Source organism: Endobacterium panacihumi (assembly GCF_050847465.1).
Taxonomy (GTDB): Bacteria; Pseudomonadota; Alphaproteobacteria; order Rhizobiales; family Rhizobiaceae; genus Neorhizobium; species Neorhizobium panacihumi.
The window spans coordinates 43,327-66,366 of record NZ_JBOZRA010000009.1 but is presented as its reverse complement, the minus strand read 5'-3'; the positions used below and the strand labels follow the sequence as shown (position 1 = coordinate 66,366).

Sequence of the window (23,040 nt, the reverse complement as noted above, 5' to 3'; positions counted from 1 at the left end):
TCTGGACAGTGCGGGGCAGTCCCCGCCTCACGTCCTCCCACCGGACAGATCGCATTTTTCGCGAAGTGATTTCTTGATGTTAATCAAGAAGCCCGAGCAATCATGCATGCATTGCCGCGAAAGCTCAGGCGGTCAGGACACAATCGGCTGCGCGACTGCATTCGCGGACCAGAGCGCCGTTTTTCAGATCGTTGCCCTCGGTTTTTGCGCGGGCCGCCTCTGGTGTGAAGCCGAGATCAAGCCACCGCTGCATCAGTCGCGTCTCCAGCACTGCAACGGGAGGAGAGATCAGGATCGAATAGTCGAACTGGCCTTCCAGCGCGGACCAGTGTGCCTGGTCGAGAAGCAGATAATTGCCTTCCACGAGCACGAAACGTGTCGATGCGGCGACGATACGGGCAGCCGCGATGGCAATTTCGCGTGACCTGTCGAAAACCGGCACCAGCACTTCGCCGTCAGCGGCTTTGACGGCACGGACGATATCGAGAAATCCACGCACGTCGAATGTGTCCGGAGCGCCTTTGCGGGATAGCAGGCCTTTTTCACGCAGGATGGCATCATCCATATGAAACCCATCCATCGGCAGCACTTCGGCGCTTTCGCCATTTGCCTGCAAGGCAACGGCCAACGCATCCGCCAGCGTCGATTTGCCGGCACCCGGCGGGCCGGCGATCGCCACCAGAAAGCGTTTTCTGTCGCCCGCACGGTCGATGAGTGTGCGGGCGAGATCCTTGGTGGTCGGTGTCATGCGGCAATCGGCTCCGGTGCCTTGGCGCCGGTCATGAAGGCGACGGCGTCCGACATCGTATAGTCCTTTGGATTGATGACGGTCAGCCGTTTGCCGAGACGATGGATATGGATGCGATCGGCAATCTCGAACACATGCGGCATGTTGTGGGAAATCAGCACGATCGGAATGCCACGCGAGCGCACGTCGAGGATCAGTTCCAGCACGCGCCGGCTTTCCTTGACCCCAAGCGCTGCCGTTGGTTCGTCGAGAATGATGACCTTGGAGCCGAATGCCGCCGCGCGCGCCACCGCCACGCCCTGACGCTGGCCACCGGACAGGGTTTCCACCGCCTGGTTGATGTTCTGGATGGTCATCAGGCCCAGTTCGGACAGTTTGTCTCGCGCCATCTTTTCCATCGCGCCGTGGTCGAGCTTGCGCAGAACCTTGCCCATGAAGCCGGGTTTGCGAATTTCCCGGCCCAGAAACATGTTGTCGGCGATCGAAAGGGCCGGCGACAGAGCGAGGTTCTGGTAGACGGTTTCGATCCCGGCCTTGCGGGCCTCGATCGGCGAGTTGAAGTGAACCAGCTCGCCGTCCATGCGGATCTCGCCTTCATCGGGACGGATGGCACCGGAAATCGCCTTGATCAGCGAGGATTTGCCGGCGCCGTTGTCACCGATCACGGCGAGGATTTCGCCGGGGTAGAGATCGAAATCGGCATTGTCGATGGCGGTGACGCGACCGTAGCGTTTGACGAGGTTGCGACCGGTGAGGATGGGTTTTCTTGCATCAGTCATTAGCGGGACGCCTTTCTGATCCATTGGTCGGCCGCAACGGCGACGATGATAAGGACGCCGATCAGCAGATAGGTCCATTGCACATCGGTGCCGAGCAGGCGCAGCCCCAGCGAAAAGACGCCGACGATCAGCGCCCCGAACATCATGCCGAGAATGGAGCCACGGCCGCCGAAAAGAGAGATACCGCCGATCACGACTGCGGTGATCGATTCGATATTGGCGAACTGGCCGGCGGTCGGCGAGACGGAGCCGATACGGCCGATCAGTGCCCAGCCTGCGAGTGCGCAGATGACGCCGGACAGAACATAGACAGAGATCAGCATGCGCTGCACGTTGACGCCGGAAAGATCTGCCGCTTCGGGATCATCACCCACCGCATAAAGGTGTCGTCCCCAGGCCGTGTGGTTGAGCACGTACCAGAGCACCGCCACCAACAGGATCATCGCGATGACACCGTAGGTGAAGACGGCACCACCAAATTTAAAAGTCTCGCCGAAGAATTGCAGGATCGGCGCATTGGTCTCGATTTCCTGGGAACGGATCGTCTCGTTGGCCGAATAGAGAAAATTGCTGGCGAGCACGATCTGCCACATGCCGAGCGTGACGATGAACGGCGGCAGCTTTACCTTGGCGATCAGCACGCCATTGATGAAGCCGCACAGCGCGCCGGTGATGAAACCGCACAGAATGGCGAGTTCCGGCGGCAGACCGTAGCGAAAACTGAACTGGCCCATCACCACGGAGGACAGGACCATGATCGCGCCGACCGAGAGGTCGATACCGGCGGTCATGATGACCAGAGACTGTGCGGCACCGACGATACCGGTGATCGCCACCTGCTGCAAAATCAGCGTCAGGGAAAAGGCGGAGAAGAATTTTCCACCGAGCGTCAGTCCGAACACGAAAAGCGAAACCACCAGCACGATCAGCGATACGGCGGACGGGTTGGAATGCAGGAAATGACGAAACTTGTGAAGGGCAGACGGCTTGTCACTGTCGAAGGAAGCCACGTCCTTCGAACTGTCCTTCAGCACTTTTTCGTAGTCGTGATGCGGTGCGCTTGCCACTGGCTCGCTCATGAAATCCTCCCGCTTTTGTCGAATGCCCGGTTCAGACCGGGTTGCCGTGGCAGGCCGATGACAATTGCGCCACCGGCCCGCAAGGATTGGCTAGAGGCTTAGCCCCAGCACTTTCCAAGGCCTTCCTTGGTGTCGATCGACTTGATCGACGGGACAGGCTTGTCGGTGACCAGTGTCACGCCGGTGTCGAAGAAATTTTTGCCTTCGGTCGGCTTCGGCTTTTCGCCGCTATCGGCAAACTTCTTGATCGCCTCGATACCGAGCGCTGCCATCTGCAGCGGATATTGCTGCGAGGTGGCACCGATTGCGCCATCGGCAACGTTCTTGACGCCCGGGCAACCGCCATCGACCGACACGATCAGCACGTCCTTTTCGCGGCCAACCGATTTCAGCGCTTCATAGGCGCCAGCAGCCGCCGGTTCGTTGATCGTGTGGACGACGTTGATGGTCGGGTCCTTCTGCAGAAGGTTTTCCATGGCCGTGCGGCCGCCCTCTTCATTGCCGTTGGTGATGTCGTGGCCGACGATGCGCGGATCGTCCTCGTCACCGATCTTGTTCGGGTCCTTCGGGTCGATGCCGAAACCGATCATGAAGCCTTGGTCGCGCAGAATATCGACGGAAGGCTGCGACGGCGTGAGGTCGAGGAAGGCCACCTTGGCATCCTTGGCGGCATCGCCGAGCGTATCCTTGGCCCACTGGCCGATCAGCTTGCCTGCAAGCAGGTTGTCGGTGGCAAAGGTCATGTCGGCGGCGTCGATCGGCTCCAGAGGCGTATCGAGTGCGATGACCAGCATGCCGGCATCGCGTGCCTTCTTCAGGTTCGGTACGATGCCCTTGGTGTCCGAAGCGGTGATTAGGATGCCCTTGGCGCCATCGGCGATGCAGGTTTCGATCGCGGCCACCTGGCTTTCCGAGTCGCCGTCGATCTTGCCGGCATAGGATTTCAGCGTCACGCCGAGTTCCTTGGCCTTGGCGGTCGCACCTTCCTTCATCTTGACGAAGAAGGGATTTGTGTCGGTCTTGGTGATCAGGCAGGCAGACACGTCGGCGGCCTGCGCCGGTGCGGCAAACACGACGCCAAGCGCCAGCGCCCCGAAAGACAGGGACAATACGGATTTTTTCATGATCTCCTCCCAGAGACGTAGTCCGCAAGCCGCGGACGGGTTTGGTGTGAATGCAGGCTTGGATTGAGCGCAATCGAAACCAGGCGCCTCCTCCAGACATCCCTGCATCCTCGCGATTTGCATAATCGCAAAACAAAACGACCTGTCAATAATTAATTCCGATTGAATTATTTATTACATCTTGTCATGCTGTGTTTGGCGTGAGAGAGCGAAGGCAGGGAGGTGCTGGATGTCGATCACCGATGGCCCGCTTGCCGGGCCTGTTTCATCTGCCGGGTTTTCCGGTGGTTCCAACCAGACGCGGGTACGCGCCTATAACGAGCGACTTGTCCTGTCGCTGGTGCGTCTGCATGGCGCCTTGTCGAAGGCGGATATTACCCGGCTCAGCGGCCTTTCGGCGCAGACGGCTTCGGTCATCATGCGTGCACTGGAAAAGGACGGGCTGTTGCTTCGAGGCGAACCCTTGCGCGGCCGTGTCGGCCAGCCATCGGTGCCGATGCGCCTCAATCCGGATGCAGTCCTGTCTTTCGGGGTCAAGATCGGCCGCCGCAGCGCCGATCTGGTGCTGATGGATTTTGTCGGCAATGTCCGCAAACGGTATCATGAGACCTATGCCTATCCGCTGCCCCAGGAAATTCTGCGGATCATCACCAACGGCCTTGCCGATATCGAAGCGCAGATGAGCGCGGAAGAACAGGCGCGGATTGCTGGCATCGGCATTGCCGCACCGTTCGAATTGTGGAACTGGGCCGATGAGATCGGTGCGCCATCGGGCGCCATGGAAGTCTGGCACGGCGTCGACCTTCAGGCAGAAGTGGCTGCCTGCGTGGCGCATCCGGTCTATCTGCAGAACGATGCGACCAGCGCCTGCGGTGCCGAACTGGTTTTTGGCGTCGGCCCAACCTATCCGGATTTCATCTATCTGTTCATCGGCTCTTTCATCGGCGGCGGCATCGTCCTCAATTCCAGCATTTTTTCTGGCCGCACAGGAACCGCAGGCGCGGTCGGCCCGCTGCCGGTGCGCGGCAAGGATGGTGAAAACCGTCAGCTACTCGATATCGCCTCGATCTTCGTGCTTGAAAACATGCTGCGCGAACGTGGCATCGATCCGCAGCCGCTATGGTATTCCGCCGATGAATGGGTCGATTTTGGCGAACCGCTGGAGGTGTGGATACAGGCGACGGCAGCCGCCTTGGCGCAGGCTATCGTTGCCGCGGCCTCGATCATCGATTTCGGTGCGGCCGTCATCGACGGCGGTTTTCCGGCCTGGGTCAGAAAACGCATCGTTACGGCCACTCTTGAAGCCGTTGCGCGGCTCGACCTACGTGGCGTGGTCATTCCCGATATCATCGAGGGCAGGGTTGGTTCGCAGGCAAGGGCAATCGGCGGTGCCAGTTTGCCGATTTTTGCGCGCTACCTCACCGATCAGTCCGTTCTGCTGAAGGATGTCGGCGAGGCCTGAGCTTATTAATCCTGCTGTTTCTGCTCGCGAAGCCAGGTCGCAAGTGCGGTGATGACGGCCAGCCTCAGGCTGGCGTTTCTGGCAAGCGCGCGCGTAAAAGATCGGCCTTCGGTCGGGAAGCCGACCTCCTTCATGACATGCGCCGGCGACAGTTCCCGCCTGAACATGATGGTTTCGATATCGCGGATGGTTTGCGGCAGCAGATAACGGCCGTTGGCGATCATTGGCAATGTTGCCGCTGGGGCATGCGAAGCGTCGCGGTTGGCGCCTATCTTTTTCAGAAACTGCTCGCGGTCCTGAGCATTTGCCTTACCCCAGGCCTTGAGCAGTTTTTCGGCAGGTGTTGGTTTGTTGGCAAGGCCGGCTTTGACCAGCGCCTTTTTCAAGGATGGAATGCGGCCGGAAACGAGGTCTGCGTGCAGGTCCGGAAAGTCCCTCTTCAGCCTCTGTCCGGCCATGGACTGGCGCTTGCGCGTCTTCGACATCGATACTCCATGCGTGTTCACCGACCCTTCTTAAAAGGCCGGATCACCGGATACCACAGAAAACCTGAGCGCCCTCCGATATCGCGAAAAGGAGCCGTCGACGCTTTGTTAACTTTTTGAGGCTAGGCCGAATCAAAAGGCCCGCATGATGCGGGATCAAAAGGAAGGATTCCTTGCCATGCTCACACGATTGGTCGTGTCGGCAAGCCTTGCGGTATTTGTCGCCACCCAGGCGCCGGCCATGCTTGCGTCCGGCAAGGAGTTCAATGCTCCCGCTTTGCAGCCTGTTTCCATCTCCGTTTTGTCCCAAGATCCGAACCAGGCCACGTTGACCGTTGGCCGGGACGGTCATTTTGTCGGACGGTTCCTTGTCAACGGCCGACCGGTCACCGGGATCATCGATACCGGCGCGACCTTTGTGGCGTTCAACGAAGCTGTTGCCCGCGACATCGGCTTACGGCCAGATGATCTCACCTATAATTATACGGTCGCAACGGCCGCCGGTGACGTTAAGGCGGCACGCGTCACCCTTGCCAGCCTGATGCTCGATAGCGTGTCGTTGACGGATGTCGACGCACTTGTGGTGCGAAACAACGATGCCTTGCCCGCCACTCTCATCGGCATGAGCTTTCTCGGTCGGCTGTCTTCCTATGCGGTCGCAGGCGATACGATGCGTCTTGCCCGATAAGGACACATTTTCCGATCGATTATCAGTCTGCTGATTTTTTCTGGGAATAGCGTTAACGCTTGATTAACAAATCAGTTACTAAAACGCTAATATTGCCCACGCAGCACGTGCGAATCAGCTTTGATGCGCGCCGCGTGAAACCAGATTTTTCAATTGCGGCTGCCTTTATGAAATCGATTGCGACGACAGTTCTGTTAATGGCGGCTTTGGCAGGCTGCAGTTCCACCGCCGGCGTGGCCCGATTTCAGCCGGCCCGTGCGGTTTCCGCAACCGAAGCGCTTGTCTTTCCGCCACCGGGCGGACCAGCCATTGTTGCCGTAGTCGAGCGACGTTATCGCAACGGCATCGAGCAGGATATCGCTCTGCGCACCCAATCCTCAGTGCCCGGCCAGAACTCGATCAAGATAAAGTTCGTCGGGCCCGGCATGGAAGGCACGAATACCGACAAGACCCTCTCTTCAGCCCGCCTGACGGAAAGCGCCGTCATTCGTGAGATACGCAGCGAAATGCCGAGCATGGCCATGGCGCGCACGGCAAGTTATCTGCAGAACAATTACGGCGCTTTCAGCTATGCCGTTGGCAGAAGCCGCGGTGGTGATACCTGCATTTACGGCTGGCAGCAGATCCGCTCCGGCACGGATGCCCGTAATACGCTCCACAATCTCGGCATTGTCCAGATGCGGCTGCGGCTTTGCGATGCCACGCAGTCGGAACAGTCGCTTCTCGCGACCATGTATGGCTACACGATCAACGGTTCCTTCACCGGCTGGCAATGGAATCCCTACGGCCGGCCCGACCGTGCCGATCCGAACCTTGGTCGGCCGGGGCATCCGGTCTACCCTGCTGCCGCAGCCATCGACCATTATGCCGCCCCGCTCGGTTACGAACCGCAGCCGACCGTGCGTCGCGTTGCGGCGACTGCGCCGGCACGTCCACGTGCAACGCCGGTCCGGCAGCCCGCCCGCAATGTTGCCCCAGCGGTGATAACCCCGACTGGCCCGACGGTACCGTTGCCGCCGACAAGTTTGTCCGCGTCAGACAGTGCCACCACAAACGGACGGCCAGCGGCGCCAAACGAAAATTCCGTAAGGGTGCCGGCCCCGGATTGTGTCGGCGGCGCTAACCGCTGCCCATGAAGAGACCGATGACGAAGACGGATCGGATTGAAGTTGCGCCAGACCGGCGCGGGGAGTTCTGAAATGCCCATTCACAAGATCCGCAGCGTCATTGTCTGGATCATTGTCGTTTCTGCCGTCATTGCTCTCATCACGCTGCCGGTCAATCTGCAGACCCAGCTCATCGCCAGCATCTGCGCGCTCGCCGTTATGGCGATCATCAAGATCCTCAAGGGCGAGGGGACGTGGCGTCTGATCGCGCTTGCGTTCGGCACGGCCATCGTGCTGCGCTACGTCTATTGGCGCACCACAAGCACGCTGCCACCGATCAATCAGCTGGAAAACTTCATTCCCGGTTTCCTGTTGTACCTTGCCGAAATGTACAACGTGATGATGCTGGGCCTCAGCCTGTTCGTTGTTGCGACACCTTTACCGCCGCGGCCGTCGCGTGCTGCAAAGCTCGAACATTTTCCGCATGTCGATGTTTTCGTGCCCTCCTATAACGAGGATGCGACCCTTCTCGCTAACACACTGGCGGCCGCCAGCAGCATGGATTACCCGGCCGACAAGCTGCATATCTGGCTGCTCGATGATGGCGGCACACTGCAGAAGCGCAATTCACCGAAACTTCTGGAAGCGCAGGAGGCGATGGCGCGCCACAAGGAGCTGAAGCAGCTCTGCGAGGATCTCGGCGTCAACTACCTGACGCGCGACCGCAACGAACATGCCAAGGCCGGAAATCTCAACAATGGCATGCAGCATTCCAGCGGCGAACTGATCGCCGTCTTCGATGCCGACCACGCCCCGGCGCGTGATTTCCTCAAGGAAACGGTCGGTTATTTCGAGGAACAGGAAAAACTCTTTCTCGTGCAGACACCGCACTTCTTCATCAATCCGGATCCGCTCGAGCGCAATCTTCGCACATTCGACAAGATGCCCAGCGAAAACGAGATGTTCTACGGCATCATCCAGCGCGGCCTCGACAAGTGGAATGCCGCATTCTTCTGCGGTTCGGCAGCCGTTCTCAGCCGCCGCGCCCTGGAAACCACCAATGGCTTCAGTGGTATCAGCATCACCGAAGACTGCGAAACGGCGCTTGAGCTGCACAGTACCGGATGGCACAGCATCTATGTCGACAAGCCGCTGATCGCCGGCCTGCAGCCGGCAACCTTTGCCAGTTTCATCGGCCAGCGCTCGCGCTGGGCACAGGGCATGATGCAGATCCTGCGTTTCCGGTTTCCGCCGTTGAAGCGCGGTCTGACCATCGCGCAGCGTTTCTGCTACATGTCGTCGACGCTGTTCTGGATGTTTCCGTTCCCGCGCACGGTGTTCCTGTTCGCGCCGCTCTTTTATCTCTTCTTCGATCTGGAAATCTTCACGGCGTCCGGCGGCGAATTCCTGGCCTATACGCTGGCCTACATGTTCGTGAACCTGATGATGCAGAACTATCTCTACGGATCGTTCCGCTGGCCGTGGATTTCCGAACTCTACGAATATGTGCAGACCGTGCACCTTCTGCCGGCTGTCGTCTCGGTCATGCTCAATCCGAAAAAGCCGACGTTCAAGGTCACGGCCAAGGACGAGTCGATTGCCACCAGCAGATTGTCCGAAATCAGCCGGCCGTTCTTCGTCATCTTCGCCGTGCAGGTCATCGCCCTCTTGATCACCATCTACAAGATCTATGCCGAGCCCTATAAGGCCGACGTGACACTGGTGGTTGGCGGTTGGAACATCATCAACCTGCTGATGGCCGGCTGCGCGCTCGGTGTCGTCTCGGAACGCGGGGAACCGGCGGCATCGCGGCGCGTGCGCATCAACCGGCGCTGTGAGTTCCGGGTCGAGGAGGAATGGTATGCCGCCTCCATTGAAGACGTCTCGGTTCACGGCGCCCGCGTCAATGTCTTCAACCGTCGCGCGGCCGGCATGGTCAAGGGTGCGATCGGTGAAATCCGTTTCCAGCCGCATAGCGGCGGCGACATGGTCACGTTATCCGTCGTGCTGCGCAATGCGCAGGCGGCAGGTGACATCACCACGGTTGGTTGCCAGTACGTGCCGAAATCGGCGCAGGATCACCGGATGATTGCCGATCTGATCTTCGCCAATTCGTCGCAGTGGTCGCAATTTCAGGAATCGCGGCGTTACAATCCGGGCATCATTCGCGGCACGATCTGGTTTGTCGGCCTTGCCCTCTACCAGACCAGCCGCGGCCTCGTGTATTTCTTCCGCAGCGCGCGCCCCGCGCAGGATGAAGCCGCCACACGGGATGCGGTGGAGGCGAAAAACTGATGCGCAAGACCTGCCTCGCCGCCACGCTTTCCATCCTCACGGCCACCTGCGCGTTCGCGCAGTCGTCGGGTTTCGATATGTCGGGCGAACGCCCGGCCGGAGGCGCCGCGCCATCTCGATCGCCTGCGCCGGCTCAAACACCGCCGGCCCAGCCTCAGACCAGTCCCGCGCCCGTCCAGGCCACATCGACGATGCCTGCAATGCCGCAGCAAGCCCCCGCCGCCGTGCCACAAATGCCGGCGCAGGCAGTGCCGCAAAACACCCAGCCGTCCCCTGCCCAGCAGGTTCAGCCGGGCAGGCAGGTGCCGCCAAGCCGTCTGCCGCCCTCAAATCAGTCTGCTGGCCAGGGGTTCAAGCGGTACATTGTGCCTGCGTCGTCGATGACGCTGGAGGGTGAACACGACAAGCAATCCTGGTCGGTTTACGTGACGCCGGAACAGGCCGCCAGCCCTGCACGCTTTCATCTGGGTTATCAGAATGCCGTCGTGGTCGCGCCGGAAGCGTCGCAGCTTTCCATTCTCATCAACAATCGCGTCATCGGCCAGCAGCAGGTGACAGCCTCGGAAAAACCGTCACAGGTATCCTTTGCCGTGCCGCCCGGGCTTTTGCAGCAGGGCGTCAATGTCGTGACATTGCGCGCCGACCAGCGTCATCGCACCGATTGCTCGATCGCGTCCACCTACGAACTCTGGTCGAATATCGATCCGGCCGGCACTTACCTGAATTTCAACAGCCCGCTCGCCATCCGCCTGTCCAGCATCGATGCCATCCGCGCCATCGGCGTCGATGAAACCGGCGCCACGACCTTCAACATGGTCGTTCCTTCGTTGGATCAACCGGGCACGTTGAAGCCGATCCTGCGGCTGACACAAGGCCTGTCCATCCTGAGCGGCATGCCCAGCCAGAAATTCGATTTCCAGACCGATCGCATTGCCGCTTCCGCCTCCGGCAAGCTGACGGTGCTGGTCGGAACGGCGGCAGAACTGCAGCCGCTCTTTCCCGATTTGCCGCCATCTGCGGTCAGCGCCCCGGTCGCGACGTTCGTGGATGATCGCCGCACCGGGCAGCCGGTTTTTGTCGTCAGTGGTCCGAGCTGGCAGGCAATCGCGACAGCGGTGGATTCGGTTGTTTCGCCGGTCGATCGTCCGCTCGCTGTTCTGCGCAGCGTGCTTGCCACCCAACGCTGGTCGGCGCCGGATGCGCCGATGCTGTTTTCCAATGCCAATCTGAGTTTTTCGCAGCTCGGCATGGAAACCATCGAATTTTCGGGTCGCCGTGTTCGCTCCGGCTTCAAGATCGGCGTGCCGGCCGATTTCTATGCTCAGGGTTATGGCGAGGCGACCATTCTGCTCGATGCCGCCTATTCTCAGTCGGTGCTGCCGGGCAGCCAGATCAACGTTTATGTCAACGGCAACATCGCTTCGACCGTGCCGATCACCACAGATGGTGGCGGCATCCTGCGACATCTGCCGATCCGCGTGACCATGCGGCATTTCAAGGCGGGCGCCAACACGGTGGAAATGGAAACCGTGTTGCGCACCCAGGAGGACGAGGCCTGCGCACCCGGTGCTTCCGCCTCCACAACGCCGCGTTTTGCCATGTTCGATACGTCCGAATTCCATATGCCGGATTTCGCGCGCATCGGTCAGCGACCGGATCTGTCGGCCCTCGGCGGCACCGGCTACCCCTATAGCCGCGATGACGATGCCACGCCTCTGTTCATGGATCGTGTCGATCGCGATACGCTTTCTGCTGCGGCAACACTGCTGTCACGGATGGCACTGGCTGGCGGGCGTCCGATGGCGCTGGAACCGGTCGCCTCGGCCAATGCCGTTGGCGACCGCGATGCCATCTTCATCGGTTCGGTCACGCAGATGCCGGTCACCGTCCTGTCGCAGGCCAATGTTTCCACCAGCAGCCAGTCCTCCTGGCGTCCGACGGTCGGCGCAACGACGGAAGCCGTTAATACGGGTGAGGTTTTCGATCAATGGCGCGACCGCGTCAGCGGCGCCAACTGGAACGGACAGATTTCCGCTTTCCAGGAATGGATGCAGCGCAATTTCGATATTTCCCTGAAATCGTTCCGCCTTCTGCCGGGAAGCGTTGAACCCTTCGCGCCGTCCAATGCGGCGACATTCATGATGGCCCAAGGCGTCAGCCCGGAAGGCAACGGCACCTGGACGGTGATGACAGCGCCATCCTCCAGCGATCTTGCCGAGGGCGCACGCGTCATCTCCTCGCAGGAATTCTGGCCACAGATTACCGGGCGCATCACCACCTATTCGTCGCGCGCCGGCCGCGTCGATAATGTTGCCGTCGACGGGTTCTCCTTCATCGCGCCGATGGACAATTCTATCTGGAACTACCGACTGATCGCCGCCAACTGGCTGTCGACCAATGTTCTGTATTTCGCCGGTCTGTTCGCGATCATGACATTCCTGATCGGCATCACCACAGCTGCATTGCTTTCCAATGTCGGGAGACGAAAATGATGTTTTCGCGCCCGCTTTGGACCTGTGCAGCTGCTGTTCTGGCAACCGCGATGTTTTTCGGCGGAGGTTTTGGGAACATGGCACGGGCGGCGGGTGTGCCGGCGGCGGAATGGGAAGCGTACAAACAGAAATTCCTCGATGGCAGCGGGCGCATCCTCGACAACGGCAATGATAATATCAGTCATAGCGAAGGGCAGGGTTATGGCCTGATCCTTGCCTATCTCGCCAATGATCCGGCGGCTTTCGAACAGGTCTGGTCTTTTACCCGCACCGAACTGTTGCTGCGCGATGATGGTCTTGCCGTCTGGAAGTGGGATCCGAATGCAAAACCGCATGTGATCGACACCAACAACGCATCGGACGGTGACCTGTTGATCGCCTATGGTCTTGCGCTCGGTGGGGCCGCTTGGAACCGGACCGATTATACGGCTGCAGCGAAAGGCATTGCCCGCACATTGCTCAAGAGCGCCGTTATCGACCATGACGGCCGTACCGTTCTTCTGCCGGGGCTGGAGGGATTCGGCTCTGAAGACAGGGAAGACGGACCGATCATCAATCCGTCCTATTGGGTTTATGAAGCGCTGCCGATCATGAACATGCTGGCGCCGTCGAGCCGCTGGCAGAGACTCGCGGATGATGGCAAGGCGCTTCTGCGCGCCATGCAGTTTGGTCCGCGCCGCCTGCCCGCAGATTGGGTCAGTATCGCCCAAAAGCCGAAACCGGCGGAAGGTTTTGCGCCCGAATACGGCTATAACGCTGTCCGCATCCCGCTTTATCTCACCCGAGCCGGAGTGACCGACCGCTCCCTGCTGACCTGGCTGGCGGAAGCCACGACCGTTTCCGGTGCCACGGGCACGTTCGATGTCTCAACCGGAAAGGTCAAGGACACGCTGTCCGATCCCGGTTATCGTTTGGTTAACCATATGGTGGCCTGTGTGGTAGACGGTACAAAACTGCCGGACGATGTTCGCCGATTCGAACCCGTCCTTTATTATCCGTCCACGCTCCAGTTGCTGGGCCTGGCCTTTATTGCAGAGAAGCACCCGGAATGCCTATGAGAAAGGTTCTTGCAACAGCAGTGGCAGGCATCGCCGTGGCGGCAGCCATCTACGGCGTGAACGACCCGAATGCCGTGCGGGATCATGTCGCTTCTCTGTCGGACACCCGGGAACAGCCGGCCCCCAAACTGATGGCGATGGGTCGGGTGCGCGGTCCGGATGGCATGCCGATCGCGCAACCGGGCATCGATTTCCATTCCGGCCCCACGGGTTCCACCGGCGAACCGCCCCTGCAGCTTACCCAGGCAGATGCCGCTCCGGCGGCATCACCGCTGGCACAGGCGCCTGGCCAGTCGTCGCAGGCAGCACCGGCAGCATCCCCTAATGCCGCATCGTCTGAGGCGCAAAATGCCCGTGCGCAGGTCGATGAAAGTGCGCTGCGTTATTTCGCGGCCAGAAACGATCAGGCTCGCCTGCAAGCGGAAATCTCGCGTCTTCGTGCGCTCTATCCAGAGTGGACACCACCGACCGATCCGCTCGCCGTGCCGCAGAATGGCGATCCGCAATTGGAAAACATGTGGCGTCTTTATGCCGACGGCCGGTTTGCCGAATTGCGCAAGACGATTGCAGATCGCCGTACCGCTGAAGCCGCATGGCAGCCGCCGGCCGACCTGATTGAACGGCTTGAAGTTGCCGAAGCGCGTGCCCGCCTCGTCAACGCCTCCGATCTCAAACAGTATCAGACTGTGGTTGAAATCGGTGCTGCTACTCCGGCGCTGCTCACCTGCGCGGAAGTGGATGTGCTTTGGCGCATCGCCGAAGCTTTTGCCGAAACCGACCGTAATACCCGCGCCAGGGATGCCTATAATTACGTCCTGAAAAACTGCACCGATCCGCAGGAACGCCTGGCGACTGTGCAGAAGGCCTCGGCAGTTCTTGATTATGCCGGCATGCAGGACCTCCTGTCGTCCGAGCATCGCAACGAGGATGGGGCAGGCGAATTCGACAGCGTTCGTGACGATCTGTCCCGCCGTTTTGTCGCCGAGGCGAACGAAGATCCGAAAATGCGGATTGCCGAAGCCTATGTTACGCGGGTCGAAAAGCTCGCGGAGGATGGCTCTCTCGCGTCAGACGCGCTGCTTGCCGGATGGTACCGTCTGCGCCGCGAAGATACGGGTTCTGCGGAAAAATGGTTCCGGTTGGCTCGCGAGCGTGAGGATTCGGCATCGGCCTCACAAGGTTTGGCACTCTGCCTGATCGCAAAAAAATCACCACAGGAAGCCGAAGACGTCATGTATCGCTGGCGCGACGATTCCGACGACGCCAAAAATACCTATATGGCCGCCACGGCCAATCTTCTTGCCATCCTGCCGCCGCCGATCCTTGCTGAACCCGTTCTGCAGCGGATCGCAGCCGAAGTGATCAAGGCCAAGGACGAAGCGTCTGCCCAGCAGTTCGGCTGGTACGCGCGCAATTTCAATCAGCCGCAGACGGCGGCCCGCTGGTTCGAAACGGCGCTGTCCTGGAAGCCGGATGATGAACCGTCCGCTTACGGGCTCGTGCTATCGCGCAGCCAACTCAACGATCAGGCGGGCGTGGCTGCCGTGCAGCGTCAGTGGCAGGGGCGGTCGGTCCGTATTGCCAATCTCGGTGAAACGACGCAGCAAACGCTCAGCGCTCAACAGCTTGCCCAACAGCCGGCTCAGCAGTATCCGATGCAGCCATATACGGCGCCGTCTATGAGCAATACCGGGCCGGCTCAGCAGCCGGGTGCGGCACGATCTGTCCCGGTTCTGCCCGTCAATGCCCCGGCACCCATCCCGCAGACCTATGCCGCCGCACCGGCAAGAACATCCACCAATGTCGTCAGCGCATCGTCGCGCGGTGCAAGGCCGCAGCGAGGCTGCTCGACCACTGTCGATCCCGACGGCTTGCCGCCGGGCACGGCGCTCAGCCGGGGCTGGTGCCTGATGGAGCTTAACCGTCCGATGGAAGCGGCCGATGCCTTTGGTGTCGCCCTCAAGCGCGGCACCGGTCAGGTGCGCGAGGATGCGGCCTATGGCCAGTCGCTCGCCTATCTGCGTGTCGGGCTGACCGATAATGCGGCCGTCTCCGCAACGCAGGCGCCGCTTGCCCGCAAGCGCGCGTCCGAACTGCAGGTGTCTATCCTCTCGAACAGGGCCACTGCCGCCTTTGATGCCGGTCGTTATCGTGATGCTCTGCTGTTTCTCGATCAGCGCGCCCAGCTTGAGACCGAACGCGTCGATCTGATGGTGCTGCGCGGTTACGCCTATCTCAACATGAGCCGCTATGCCGATGCCATTCAGGTTTTCGAAGCAGCGGCACAGACCGGCAATCGAGATGCGTTGCGGGGGCTTGCCGACGTGCGTGCCGCGCGCGACAACGACTACTGAGCGATCTTTTCTCAAGGGCAAGCGCGGTTGATTGGGTGTCTTCCTGCTCTGGTTTTGTGTTTTCAAGCTTCCTATCTTGCTGAAAACCGATTTCGATGCGCCCCGCTGACGGCCGGATCGATGCTATGTGCAAGACGAGAGGAAACATGACCGAAAACGCTGCAGAAAAAACCGTCGAGAACCACGCGTTCGAGGCCGATGTCGCCCGCCTCCTGCACATGATGGTCCATTCGGTCTATTCCGACCGCAACGTCTTTCTGCGTGAACTGATTTCCAATGCTGCCGATGCCTGCGAAAAACTGCGCTATGAGGCGATCACCGATCCTTCGCTGTCCGCCGGCGATGGCGACGGCCGCATCACCCTGACACTGGATGAGGAAGGCAAGCGCCTGATCATCGAGGATAACGGCATCGGCATGAGCCGCGCGGAAATGATCGAGGCGCTCGGCACCATTGCCCGCTCCGGCACGCGCGCCTTCATGGAACGTATCGAGGCGCAGAAGGCTGAAAAGAGCGAGCAGGGCGCACAACTGATCGGCCAGTTCGGTGTCGGTTTCTATTCCTGCTTCATGGTTGCCGACAAGGTCGAGGTCGTATCCCGTCGCGCAGGTTCTGATGAGGCCTGGCGATGGTCGTCCGATGGAAAAGGCAGCTATGCAATCGATGCCGTGGATCTCGCGGATGCGCCGGCACGCGGCACGGCCATCACCCTCTATCTGATGGAGGATGCCGGCACTTACACGTCGCGCTGGACGGTCGAAAAGATCGTCAAGGATCAGTCCGGTCATGTGCCGGTGCCGATCCTTCTCGTTGAAAAGCCTGGCGCTGAGCCGGCCAGCGTCACTGACGGTACCGCTTTGTGGACCCGCTCCAAGAACGAGATTTCCGCGGAAGAATATACGGATTTCTACCGCAGCCTTTCCGGTCAGTACGATGACCCTGCTCTCAACGTGCATTTTCGCGCCGAAGGCCGCCACGAATATACGACGCTGGCCTTTGTGCCCGGTTCGCAGCCTTTCGACATGTTCGACCCCGATCGCAAGGGCCGGGTGAAGCTTTATGTGAAGCGCGTCTTCATCACCGACGATGCCGATCTGGTGCCGCGTTACCTGCGTTTCGTGCGCGGTCTTGTCGATACAGCTGACCTGCCGCTCAACATGTCGCGCGAAATGATCCAGGAAAGCCCGGTTCTTTCGGCCATCCGCAAGGGCGTCACCAGCCGCGTGCTGACGGCCATCGAAAAGCTGGCCGAAAACGACACGGATGCCTTTACAAAACTCTGGGAAAATTTCGGACCAGTCCTCAAGGAGGGCATTTACGAGGATTTCGAACGGCGGTCGCAGCTTTTGGCCCTTTCGCGGTTTCGTTCAACGACGAGCGGCGAAGGCCATCGTTCACTCGCAGATTACGTTCGTGACGCCAAGGAAGGCCAGAAGACCATTTATTACCTCACCGGCGGCAACCTCGAGCAACTGAAGAATTCGCCGCAGCTTGAAGGTTTTCGCGCCCGCGGGGTCGAGGTGCTTTTGCTCACCGATTCGATCGATAGTTTCTGGGTGATGAACGCACCGGAATACGAAGGCAAATCGTTCAAGTCGATCACGCAAGGCGCAGCCGATCTGTCGCAATTTGCCAAGCCCGAGGGTGAGGAGACGTCGAAAAAGCCGGAGACCTCGGCCACCATCGATGATCTCATCGCTTTTGCAAAAGTGCGACTGGCCGACACCGTCTCCGATGTCCGTATCTCTGATCGCCTCACCGAAAGTGCTGTCTGCCTCGTGGCATCCGAGGGCGGTTATGATCGCCAGCTGGAAAAGATTCTGCAGGGCGCCGGCCGTATCGAAGGCGCCAGCCGGCCGGTGCTGGAACTCAATGCCGATCACGGGCTGGTACAGGCGATCGCCGCCAAGGCGGATGATCTTGCCTTGCGCGAAGATGCCGTCCTGTTGCTGCTCGATCAGGCGCGTATTCTCGATGGCGACAAGCCGGAAGAACCACGCGCCTTTGCCGACAGGCTTCAGCGCATCTTCGAGCGTGCCTTGAAGTAGTCGTCAAGGCATCTGGCTGGTGCGGCCTTGCCACACGACAAGGCCGCCGAACGGTGATAAAACTTGATGGCTGCAATGCGCCTGGCGATTTGCAGCAACACATACGCATGGTTATATACAGCGCCTGAAAACATGTAGAGACATGGACGTGCACCTGCCGTCCCTTTGACGGCATCCCATGGAAAAAAGCCTTCTCCGTTACATCTGGAGACATACCCGGCGGCAGCAGCTGTTCATCCTGGCCATCGTGGCAGCGTCCATGGTGCCGTATTTTCTTGCCTTCGATTTGCCCAAGCAGATCATCAACGGCCCCATCCAGGGCGGCGGTTTCGAAAGCGAAGGCGCAACGCAAGCCTATATGGATTTTACCCTTGCCCTGCCATGGGTCGGGACGATCTTTCAGTTCGATGGGATTCCGCTTGACCGTCTGGAAACGCTGGGCGCGTTGTCCGGCGTGTTCCTGCTGCTCGTGATCATCAACGGTCTCTTCAAATATTACATCAACACCTACAAGGGCCGGCTCGGCGAGCGGCTTCTGCGTCGCATTCGTTATCAGCTGGTCGATCGCATCCTGCGTTTTCCCCCGAGCTACCTCAAAAAGGTCCATGCCGCCGAAGTGTCGAGCATGGTCAAGGACGAGGTGGAACCGTTCGGCGGCTTTACCGGCGATGCGTTCGTGCAGCCGGCAATGCTCGGCGGGCAGGCGATCGCTGCGCTGTTCTTCATCATGGTGCAGAATTTCTGGCTCGGCATGATCGCCGCCACCATGGTGGCAATCCAGGTCGGCATCATCCCGAAAATGCGTCATCGCCTGATCGAGCTCGGTCGCCAGCGGCAGGTCACCGCCCGCCATTTCGCCGGCAAAGTCAGCGATATTGTCGAGGGCATCAGTACGATCCATGCCTTCGACACCTCGAATTACGAGCGGGCTGACGTTTCCCACCGTCTCGGCCACATCTACAAGATCCGCTACGACCTCTATCAGTGGAAATTCCTCGTCAAGTTCGTGAACAATTTCCTGTCACAGCTGACGCCCTTTCTGTTTTATTCCATCGGCGGTTACCTGACCTTGCGCGGCAGCCTCGATGTCGGCCAGCTGATCGCCGTCATCAACGCTTACAAGGATCTTCCCGGTCCGCTGAAAGAGCTGATCGATTGGGACCAGGCACGTCAGGATGTGCAGGTCAAATACGAGCAGGTTCTGGAAGAATTCGAAGCGCCGATGTTCATCCCGCCGGCTGTTCATACGCTGGCGCCGAAATCCGAAGACAAGTCCCTGTCACCGCTCGCCGCCGTCAATGTGACGATCGAGGACCAGAGCGGAGCGCGTGTCGCTGAAGGTGTCTCCGTCAAGTTCGAGCGTGGGGAGACCGTCGCCATCATCGACAATGCCGGCGGCGGAGCAGAAGCCTTGGCAGAAGCCTTTGGGCGTGTGGTCTGGCCGGTGGTGGGCAAGATCACGCTGCAGGATACGGATCTGCTCGATCTGCCGGAATCCGTGTCTGGCCGGGCAATCTCCTATTCGGGCGCGGACAGCTATTTTTTCCATGGCAGTTTGAAGGACAATCTTCTCTACGGTTTGAAACACGCGCCGACATCCACCGTCACCTATAGCGGTCGCGAGGCAACGCAGCGGCGGTGGGAAATGCACGAAGCCCGCATGGCGGGCAATGCGGATTTCGACGTCCATGCCGAATGGCTGGATCGCGGCACGACATCGGTTCGCAATGGTCAGAAAGATGACCTCAAGAACTCGCTTCTGGCGGCTCTGGACGCTGTCCAGCTGACGTCTGATATCATGGATCTGGCGCTTCATTCGACCTTCGATCCCGAAGTCCATACGGAGCTTGCCGCACGCATCGTCGATATGCGCCATGCGCTTCGGTCCACGCTGGCGGCGAAAGGTCTGTCGCATCTCGTCGTCTATTTCGAGCCGGATCGCTACAATATCGAGGCGAGCGTTGGTGAAAACCTTTTGTTCGGCACCATGCGGCAGGGCGCGGGGGGCGAGAAATCGCTGCTCGACAGCGACTATTTCTATGATGTTCTGCGTTCGGCCGCTCTGCTTGAACCACTGTTCGACATGGGCACGGCGATTGCTGAAAACCTTGTCGATATCTTTGGCAGCCTGCCGGAAGACCATCCGTTCTTCCAGCAGATGATCACCTTGAGCGCCGATGAGATCGATGTCTACGAACAGCTGCTGCAACGCTTCAAGGAACGCCCTGCCGGGGTGCGCCCGAACCGAGACGAGCTGCATGCGATGCTGCGCCTGAGCTTCAATTACGTGGAGCTACGATACCGTTTCGGTCTGTTGACACCGGAACTGTCGGATAAAATCGTCAAGGCGCGCGATCTGTTGCACGACAAGCTTCCGTCACATCTTGCCGGCCTTATTGAACGCTACGATCCGCATCGCTATATCGCGCTCGCCAGCCTGCGTGAAAACATTCTTTTCGGCAAGCTCAGCCACCGTATCGCCGATGCCGGTGAGCAGATTCGTGCGGTCGCGTCCGGTGTCATGCATGAGAAGGATCTTTATGCGAGCTTCCTCGGCGTCGGTCTGGAATTCGATATCGGCGCGGGTGGAAGGCGGCTGACTCTGGCGCAGCGTCAGAAGCTGAATGTGGCCCGTTCGTTGATCCGGCGGTCCGATTTTTACATCTTCAACAGGGCGCTGCCGGGCCTTGATCGGCGTGTCCAAAGCGAGATCGTTAAAAACGTAGTAGATTTTCTAAAGGAACAGGATCATGATCCTGCGATTATATGGGTTCTATCGAACACGTCTCTTGCCCGCATGTTCGGGCGGGTCGTGGTGTTTGACAGAGGCTCGATCGCAGATGATGGAACATTCGAGACTCTCGAGCAGGAAAGTGGTATATTCAAGACGCTGGTAGCCTAGGAGAGGGTTATCAAGCACAGCTGAACGGTGGTGACGACGATGTTACTGAGGGAAGAAGTACAGCTTTTGCGCCGGATACCTTACTTTGCGAAGGTAGACCCGTGCCGTCTTAAGCTGTTGGCTTTTGCATCCAGCAGGGTCAGCTACGGAGCCAATCAGGAACTTTTTCATCAAGGCGATGCCGGCGATTGCGCTTACGTGCTTCTCGATGGCAGTGCCGATATCCTCATGGAAGCGCCGGATGGCGAGGTGAAGATCGGCGAAGTTACCGGCGACTGCATCGTTGGCGAGGTCTGCCTCCTCTGTGATGGCGTGCGCACGGCAACTGTTCGCACCACAACCCCGGTTGAAGCGCTGAAGATCTGCAAGGACGCCTTCTCTAAGGTTCTGATCGATCCCGGTGTCACCCGCGAAGTCACCCGTGCATTTGCCGAGCAGTTGCACCGCACGACCAGCGAGCTCGATCGTACCCGCGCTGGCCATCGTCAATTGGTCAACTGATCGTCAAGCCGTTCTGCGGTAGTAGAAATAACGGCCTTCTTCCACGCTCGGCAGGCGTGGCAGCGCTTCCAGATTGGGATGTGCCAAGGGAAGACCGCTCACGGCGATGCCTCCTTCCGCCAGCATGCCGACCACCATGCCCGGCAGCCATTGCAGTGTCACCGCGTCCTTGTCGGGATAGCCGGTGCCGATATCGGCGTGCACCAGTGCGGCGTTTTTTCCCACAAAAGCCTGTCCTGACTCGCGGATTTCACCCTCGATGAAGTCACCCGGTTCCGGTGCCAATGTCTTGTGGGCGGCAAATTGCCGATCGAAGGCAATAACGCGTCGATCGGCGAAATTTTCACGAAGATGGCTATAGGTGCGGCCATTGCCAAGACCCACTTCCAGCACCGCACCTGCCGGCAAATCCAGCATGTCCCGCACGTGATTGAGAATGTCGCGCTGGGCGGACATGCGATTGATGAAACTGTCGAGCCGGCTCATGGGATGGTCCTCAGGCTTTGACGATGTGATTGGCGCTGATGGCGCGGCGGGCGAAAACGTTGCGCGTATCGATGATGAGAGGAGACCAGTCAGCCAGCGACTGGTAGTCGACATCATCGTGATCGGTGGCGATCAATACAGCGTCATAGCTGCGGATTTCCGCTTCGCTCCAGCCGATCGACGTGCGGCCGCGCAGGTGCCCGTATTCCCGCGTTTGCGGAATTTCAGGCACGAAAGGATCGTAATAGTCGAAGTCACCACCGCGCTCCAGAATGATCTCCATCAGCTTCAACGAGGGGCTTTCACGGATGTCCGGCACGTTCTTCTTGTAGGCGAGACCGAGGATCAGGATCTTCGAACGGCTCAGCGCCTTGCCGGCCTTGATGTCCAGCGCCTCCGCAAGCCGCGTGATGACATGACGCGGCATGGCGGTGTTGATCTCGCCAGCCAGTTCGATGAAGCGGGTCGGCTGGTCATATTCGCGCGATTTCCAGGTCAGATAAAAGGGGTCGATCGGGATGCAGTGGCCGCCGAGTCCCGGTCCGGGGTAGAACGGCATGTAGCCGAACGGTTTTGTCTTGGCCGCATCGATCACTTCCCAAACGTCGATGCCCATGGCCTCGTAGACGACCTTCAGCTCGTTGACGAGGGCGATATTGACGGCGCGAAAGATGTTTTCGGTCAGTTTGACCGCCTCGGCTGTCGCATTCGAGGAAACGGGCACCACGGTTTTCACCACCGCGCCATAAAAGGCCTGCATCATCTGCGTGGACGCTTTGCCATCGCCGGCGACGATTTTCGGGATGGTCGAGGTTTCGAATTCGCGGTTGCCCGGGTCTTCACGTTCCGGCGAATAACCGATGAAAAAATCCTCGCCCGAACGCAGGCCGGATTTTTCGAGGATCGGTTTCATCACCTCGTCGGTCGTGCCGGGATAGGTGGTCGATTCCAAGACGATCAACTGGCCGGGGCGTAGGGTCTCGGCGATCTTTTCGCAGGTTTTTTCGACGAAGGAGAGGTCGGGATCACGGTGATGCGTCAGCGGTGTCGGCACGCAGATGGCAATCACATCGCAGTCGCGCAGCCGTGAGAAATCGATGGTCGCGAAAAAGCGTCCCGCCGCCGTTTCCTCCGCCAGAATATGATCCGGTACCGCCTCGATATAGCTTTTGCCTGCCTCGATCGACACCATCTTGGATGGATCGATGTCGAAGCCGGTGACGATATAGCCGGCGCGCGACATGGCCAGCGCCAGCGGCAGGCCGACATAACCGAGACCGATGACACCGGCGCGGGCGGATTTGGATTGAATGGCGGCAAGGAGGGTGGAAGAGGGCGTGTTGGTCACTTTGAAGAACCTGTATTTCGTTGCCCCTCAGTTGAGTGCGCCGGGCCGAACTGTCAAGTGATGGCCGTGAGGCCGTCTCCCCGCA

General features: G+C 59.5%; 17 protein-coding genes. 10 read left to right on the top strand and 7 right to left on the bottom strand.

Translation table 11 applies throughout. From position 1 onward, the window contains the following. Positions 1 to 124: 124 nt before the first annotated feature. The 4 genes from ACRQ1B_RS26395 to ACRQ1B_RS26380 all read right to left on the bottom strand — a co-directional run bounded on the left by ACRQ1B_RS26395 (position 125) and on the right by ACRQ1B_RS26380 (position 3,730). Positions 125 to 748, bottom strand: a complete 624-nt coding sequence (locus ACRQ1B_RS26395) for a nucleoside triphosphate hydrolase (RefSeq protein WP_432297102.1) — start codon at positions 746 to 748, stop codon at positions 125 to 127. After that, positions 745 to 1,551: an ATP-binding cassette domain-containing protein gene (locus tag ACRQ1B_RS26390; RefSeq protein ID WP_432297101.1), complete on the bottom strand. Its 807-nt coding sequence runs from the start codon at positions 1,549 to 1,551 to the stop codon at positions 745 to 747. The genes ACRQ1B_RS26395 and ACRQ1B_RS26390 overlap by 4 nt, the downstream gene beginning before the upstream one ends. Then, entirely contained in the window at positions 1,527 to 2,606 is a 1,080-nt protein-coding gene (locus tag ACRQ1B_RS26385; RefSeq protein ID WP_432297100.1) for an ABC transporter permease, read from the bottom strand. The genes ACRQ1B_RS26390 and ACRQ1B_RS26385 overlap by 25 nt, the downstream gene beginning before the upstream one ends. Positions 2,607 to 2,704: 98 nt before the next feature. Next, on the bottom strand, positions 2,705 to 3,730 hold the full coding sequence (locus ACRQ1B_RS26380; protein ID WP_432297099.1) for a sugar ABC transporter substrate-binding protein: 1,026 nt from the start codon (positions 3,728 to 3,730) through the stop codon (positions 2,705 to 2,707). 229 nt (positions 3,731 to 3,959) lie between these two features. Between ACRQ1B_RS26380 and ACRQ1B_RS26375 the strand changes: the two genes are divergently transcribed. Next, positions 3,960 to 5,192 carry an ROK family transcriptional regulator gene (locus ACRQ1B_RS26375; protein WP_432297098.1) on the top strand — a complete coding sequence of 411 codons (1,233 nt, stop codon included), beginning with the start codon at positions 3,960 to 3,962 and terminating at the stop codon, positions 5,190 to 5,192. Between the two features lie 5 nt (positions 5,193 to 5,197). On the opposite strand, the gene ACRQ1B_RS26370 is transcribed toward ACRQ1B_RS26375, so the two are convergent. Then, positions 5,198 to 5,677 (bottom strand): hypothetical protein, encoded by a 480-nt coding sequence (locus ACRQ1B_RS26370; protein WP_432297097.1) that lies wholly within the window; start codon positions 5,675 to 5,677, stop codon positions 5,198 to 5,200. A 178-nt stretch (positions 5,678 to 5,855) separates the two neighbouring features. Between ACRQ1B_RS26370 and ACRQ1B_RS26365 the strand changes: the two genes are divergently transcribed. The 9 genes from ACRQ1B_RS26365 (at position 5,856) to ACRQ1B_RS26325 (ending at position 21,121) form a co-directional block, all read left to right on the top strand. Next, a complete protein-coding gene (locus ACRQ1B_RS26365; RefSeq protein WP_432297096.1) occupies positions 5,856 to 6,365 on the top strand; it encodes a TIGR02281 family clan AA aspartic protease in 510 nt (169 codons plus the stop codon). 197 nt (positions 6,366 to 6,562) lie between these two features. Beyond that, the gene (gene bcsN, locus ACRQ1B_RS26360) at positions 6,563 to 7,501 is read left to right on the top strand and encodes a cellulose biosynthesis protein BcsN (RefSeq protein WP_432297095.1); all 939 of its coding nucleotides are present in this window, start codon (positions 6,563 to 6,565) and stop codon (positions 7,499 to 7,501) included. Between the two features lie 69 nt (positions 7,502 to 7,570). Then, complete coding sequence (gene bcsA / locus ACRQ1B_RS26355) at positions 7,571 to 9,766, top strand: UDP-forming cellulose synthase catalytic subunit (protein WP_432297269.1); 2,196 nt, start codon at positions 7,571 to 7,573, stop codon at positions 9,764 to 9,766. Continuing rightward, positions 9,766 to 12,258: a cellulose biosynthesis cyclic di-GMP-binding regulatory protein BcsB gene (locus tag ACRQ1B_RS26350; RefSeq protein ID WP_432297094.1), complete on the top strand. Its 2,493-nt coding sequence runs from the start codon at positions 9,766 to 9,768 to the stop codon at positions 12,256 to 12,258. Before bcsA ends, ACRQ1B_RS26350 begins: the two co-directional genes overlap by 1 nt. Continuing rightward, positions 12,255 to 13,316 (top strand): family 8 glycosyl hydrolase, encoded by a 1,062-nt coding sequence (locus ACRQ1B_RS26345; protein ID WP_432297093.1) that lies wholly within the window; start codon positions 12,255 to 12,257, stop codon positions 13,314 to 13,316. The genes ACRQ1B_RS26350 and ACRQ1B_RS26345 overlap by 4 nt, the downstream gene beginning before the upstream one ends. Beyond that, complete coding sequence (locus tag ACRQ1B_RS26340; protein WP_432297092.1) at positions 13,313 to 15,670, top strand: tetratricopeptide repeat protein; 2,358 nt, start codon at positions 13,313 to 13,315, stop codon at positions 15,668 to 15,670. Before ACRQ1B_RS26345 ends, ACRQ1B_RS26340 begins: the two co-directional genes overlap by 4 nt. 146 nt (positions 15,671 to 15,816) lie before the next feature. Beyond that, a complete protein-coding gene (htpG, locus tag ACRQ1B_RS26335; protein WP_432297091.1) occupies positions 15,817 to 17,718 on the top strand; it encodes a molecular chaperone HtpG in 1,902 nt (633 codons plus the stop codon). A gap of 178 nt (positions 17,719 to 17,896) precedes the next feature. Next, positions 17,897 to 20,620 carry an ABC transporter transmembrane domain-containing protein gene (locus ACRQ1B_RS26330; protein ID WP_432297090.1) on the top strand — a complete coding sequence of 908 codons (2,724 nt, stop codon included), beginning with the start codon at positions 17,897 to 17,899 and terminating at the stop codon, positions 20,618 to 20,620. Positions 20,621 to 20,659: 39 nt separating this feature from the next. Next, positions 20,660 to 21,121, top strand: a complete 462-nt coding sequence (locus ACRQ1B_RS26325; protein ID WP_432297089.1) for a cyclic nucleotide-binding domain-containing protein — start codon at positions 20,660 to 20,662, stop codon at positions 21,119 to 21,121. A 3-nt stretch (positions 21,122 to 21,124) separates the two neighbouring features. On the opposite strand, the gene ACRQ1B_RS26320 is transcribed toward ACRQ1B_RS26325, so the two are convergent. Further along, positions 21,125 to 21,607, bottom strand: a complete 483-nt coding sequence (locus ACRQ1B_RS26320) for a class I SAM-dependent methyltransferase (RefSeq protein WP_432297088.1) — start codon at positions 21,605 to 21,607, stop codon at positions 21,125 to 21,127. Between the two features lie 10 nt (positions 21,608 to 21,617). Next, positions 21,618 to 22,955 (bottom strand): nucleotide sugar dehydrogenase, encoded by a 1,338-nt coding sequence (locus ACRQ1B_RS26315; protein WP_432297087.1) that lies wholly within the window; start codon positions 22,953 to 22,955, stop codon positions 21,618 to 21,620. Positions 22,956 to 23,040 lie beyond the last annotated feature (85 nt).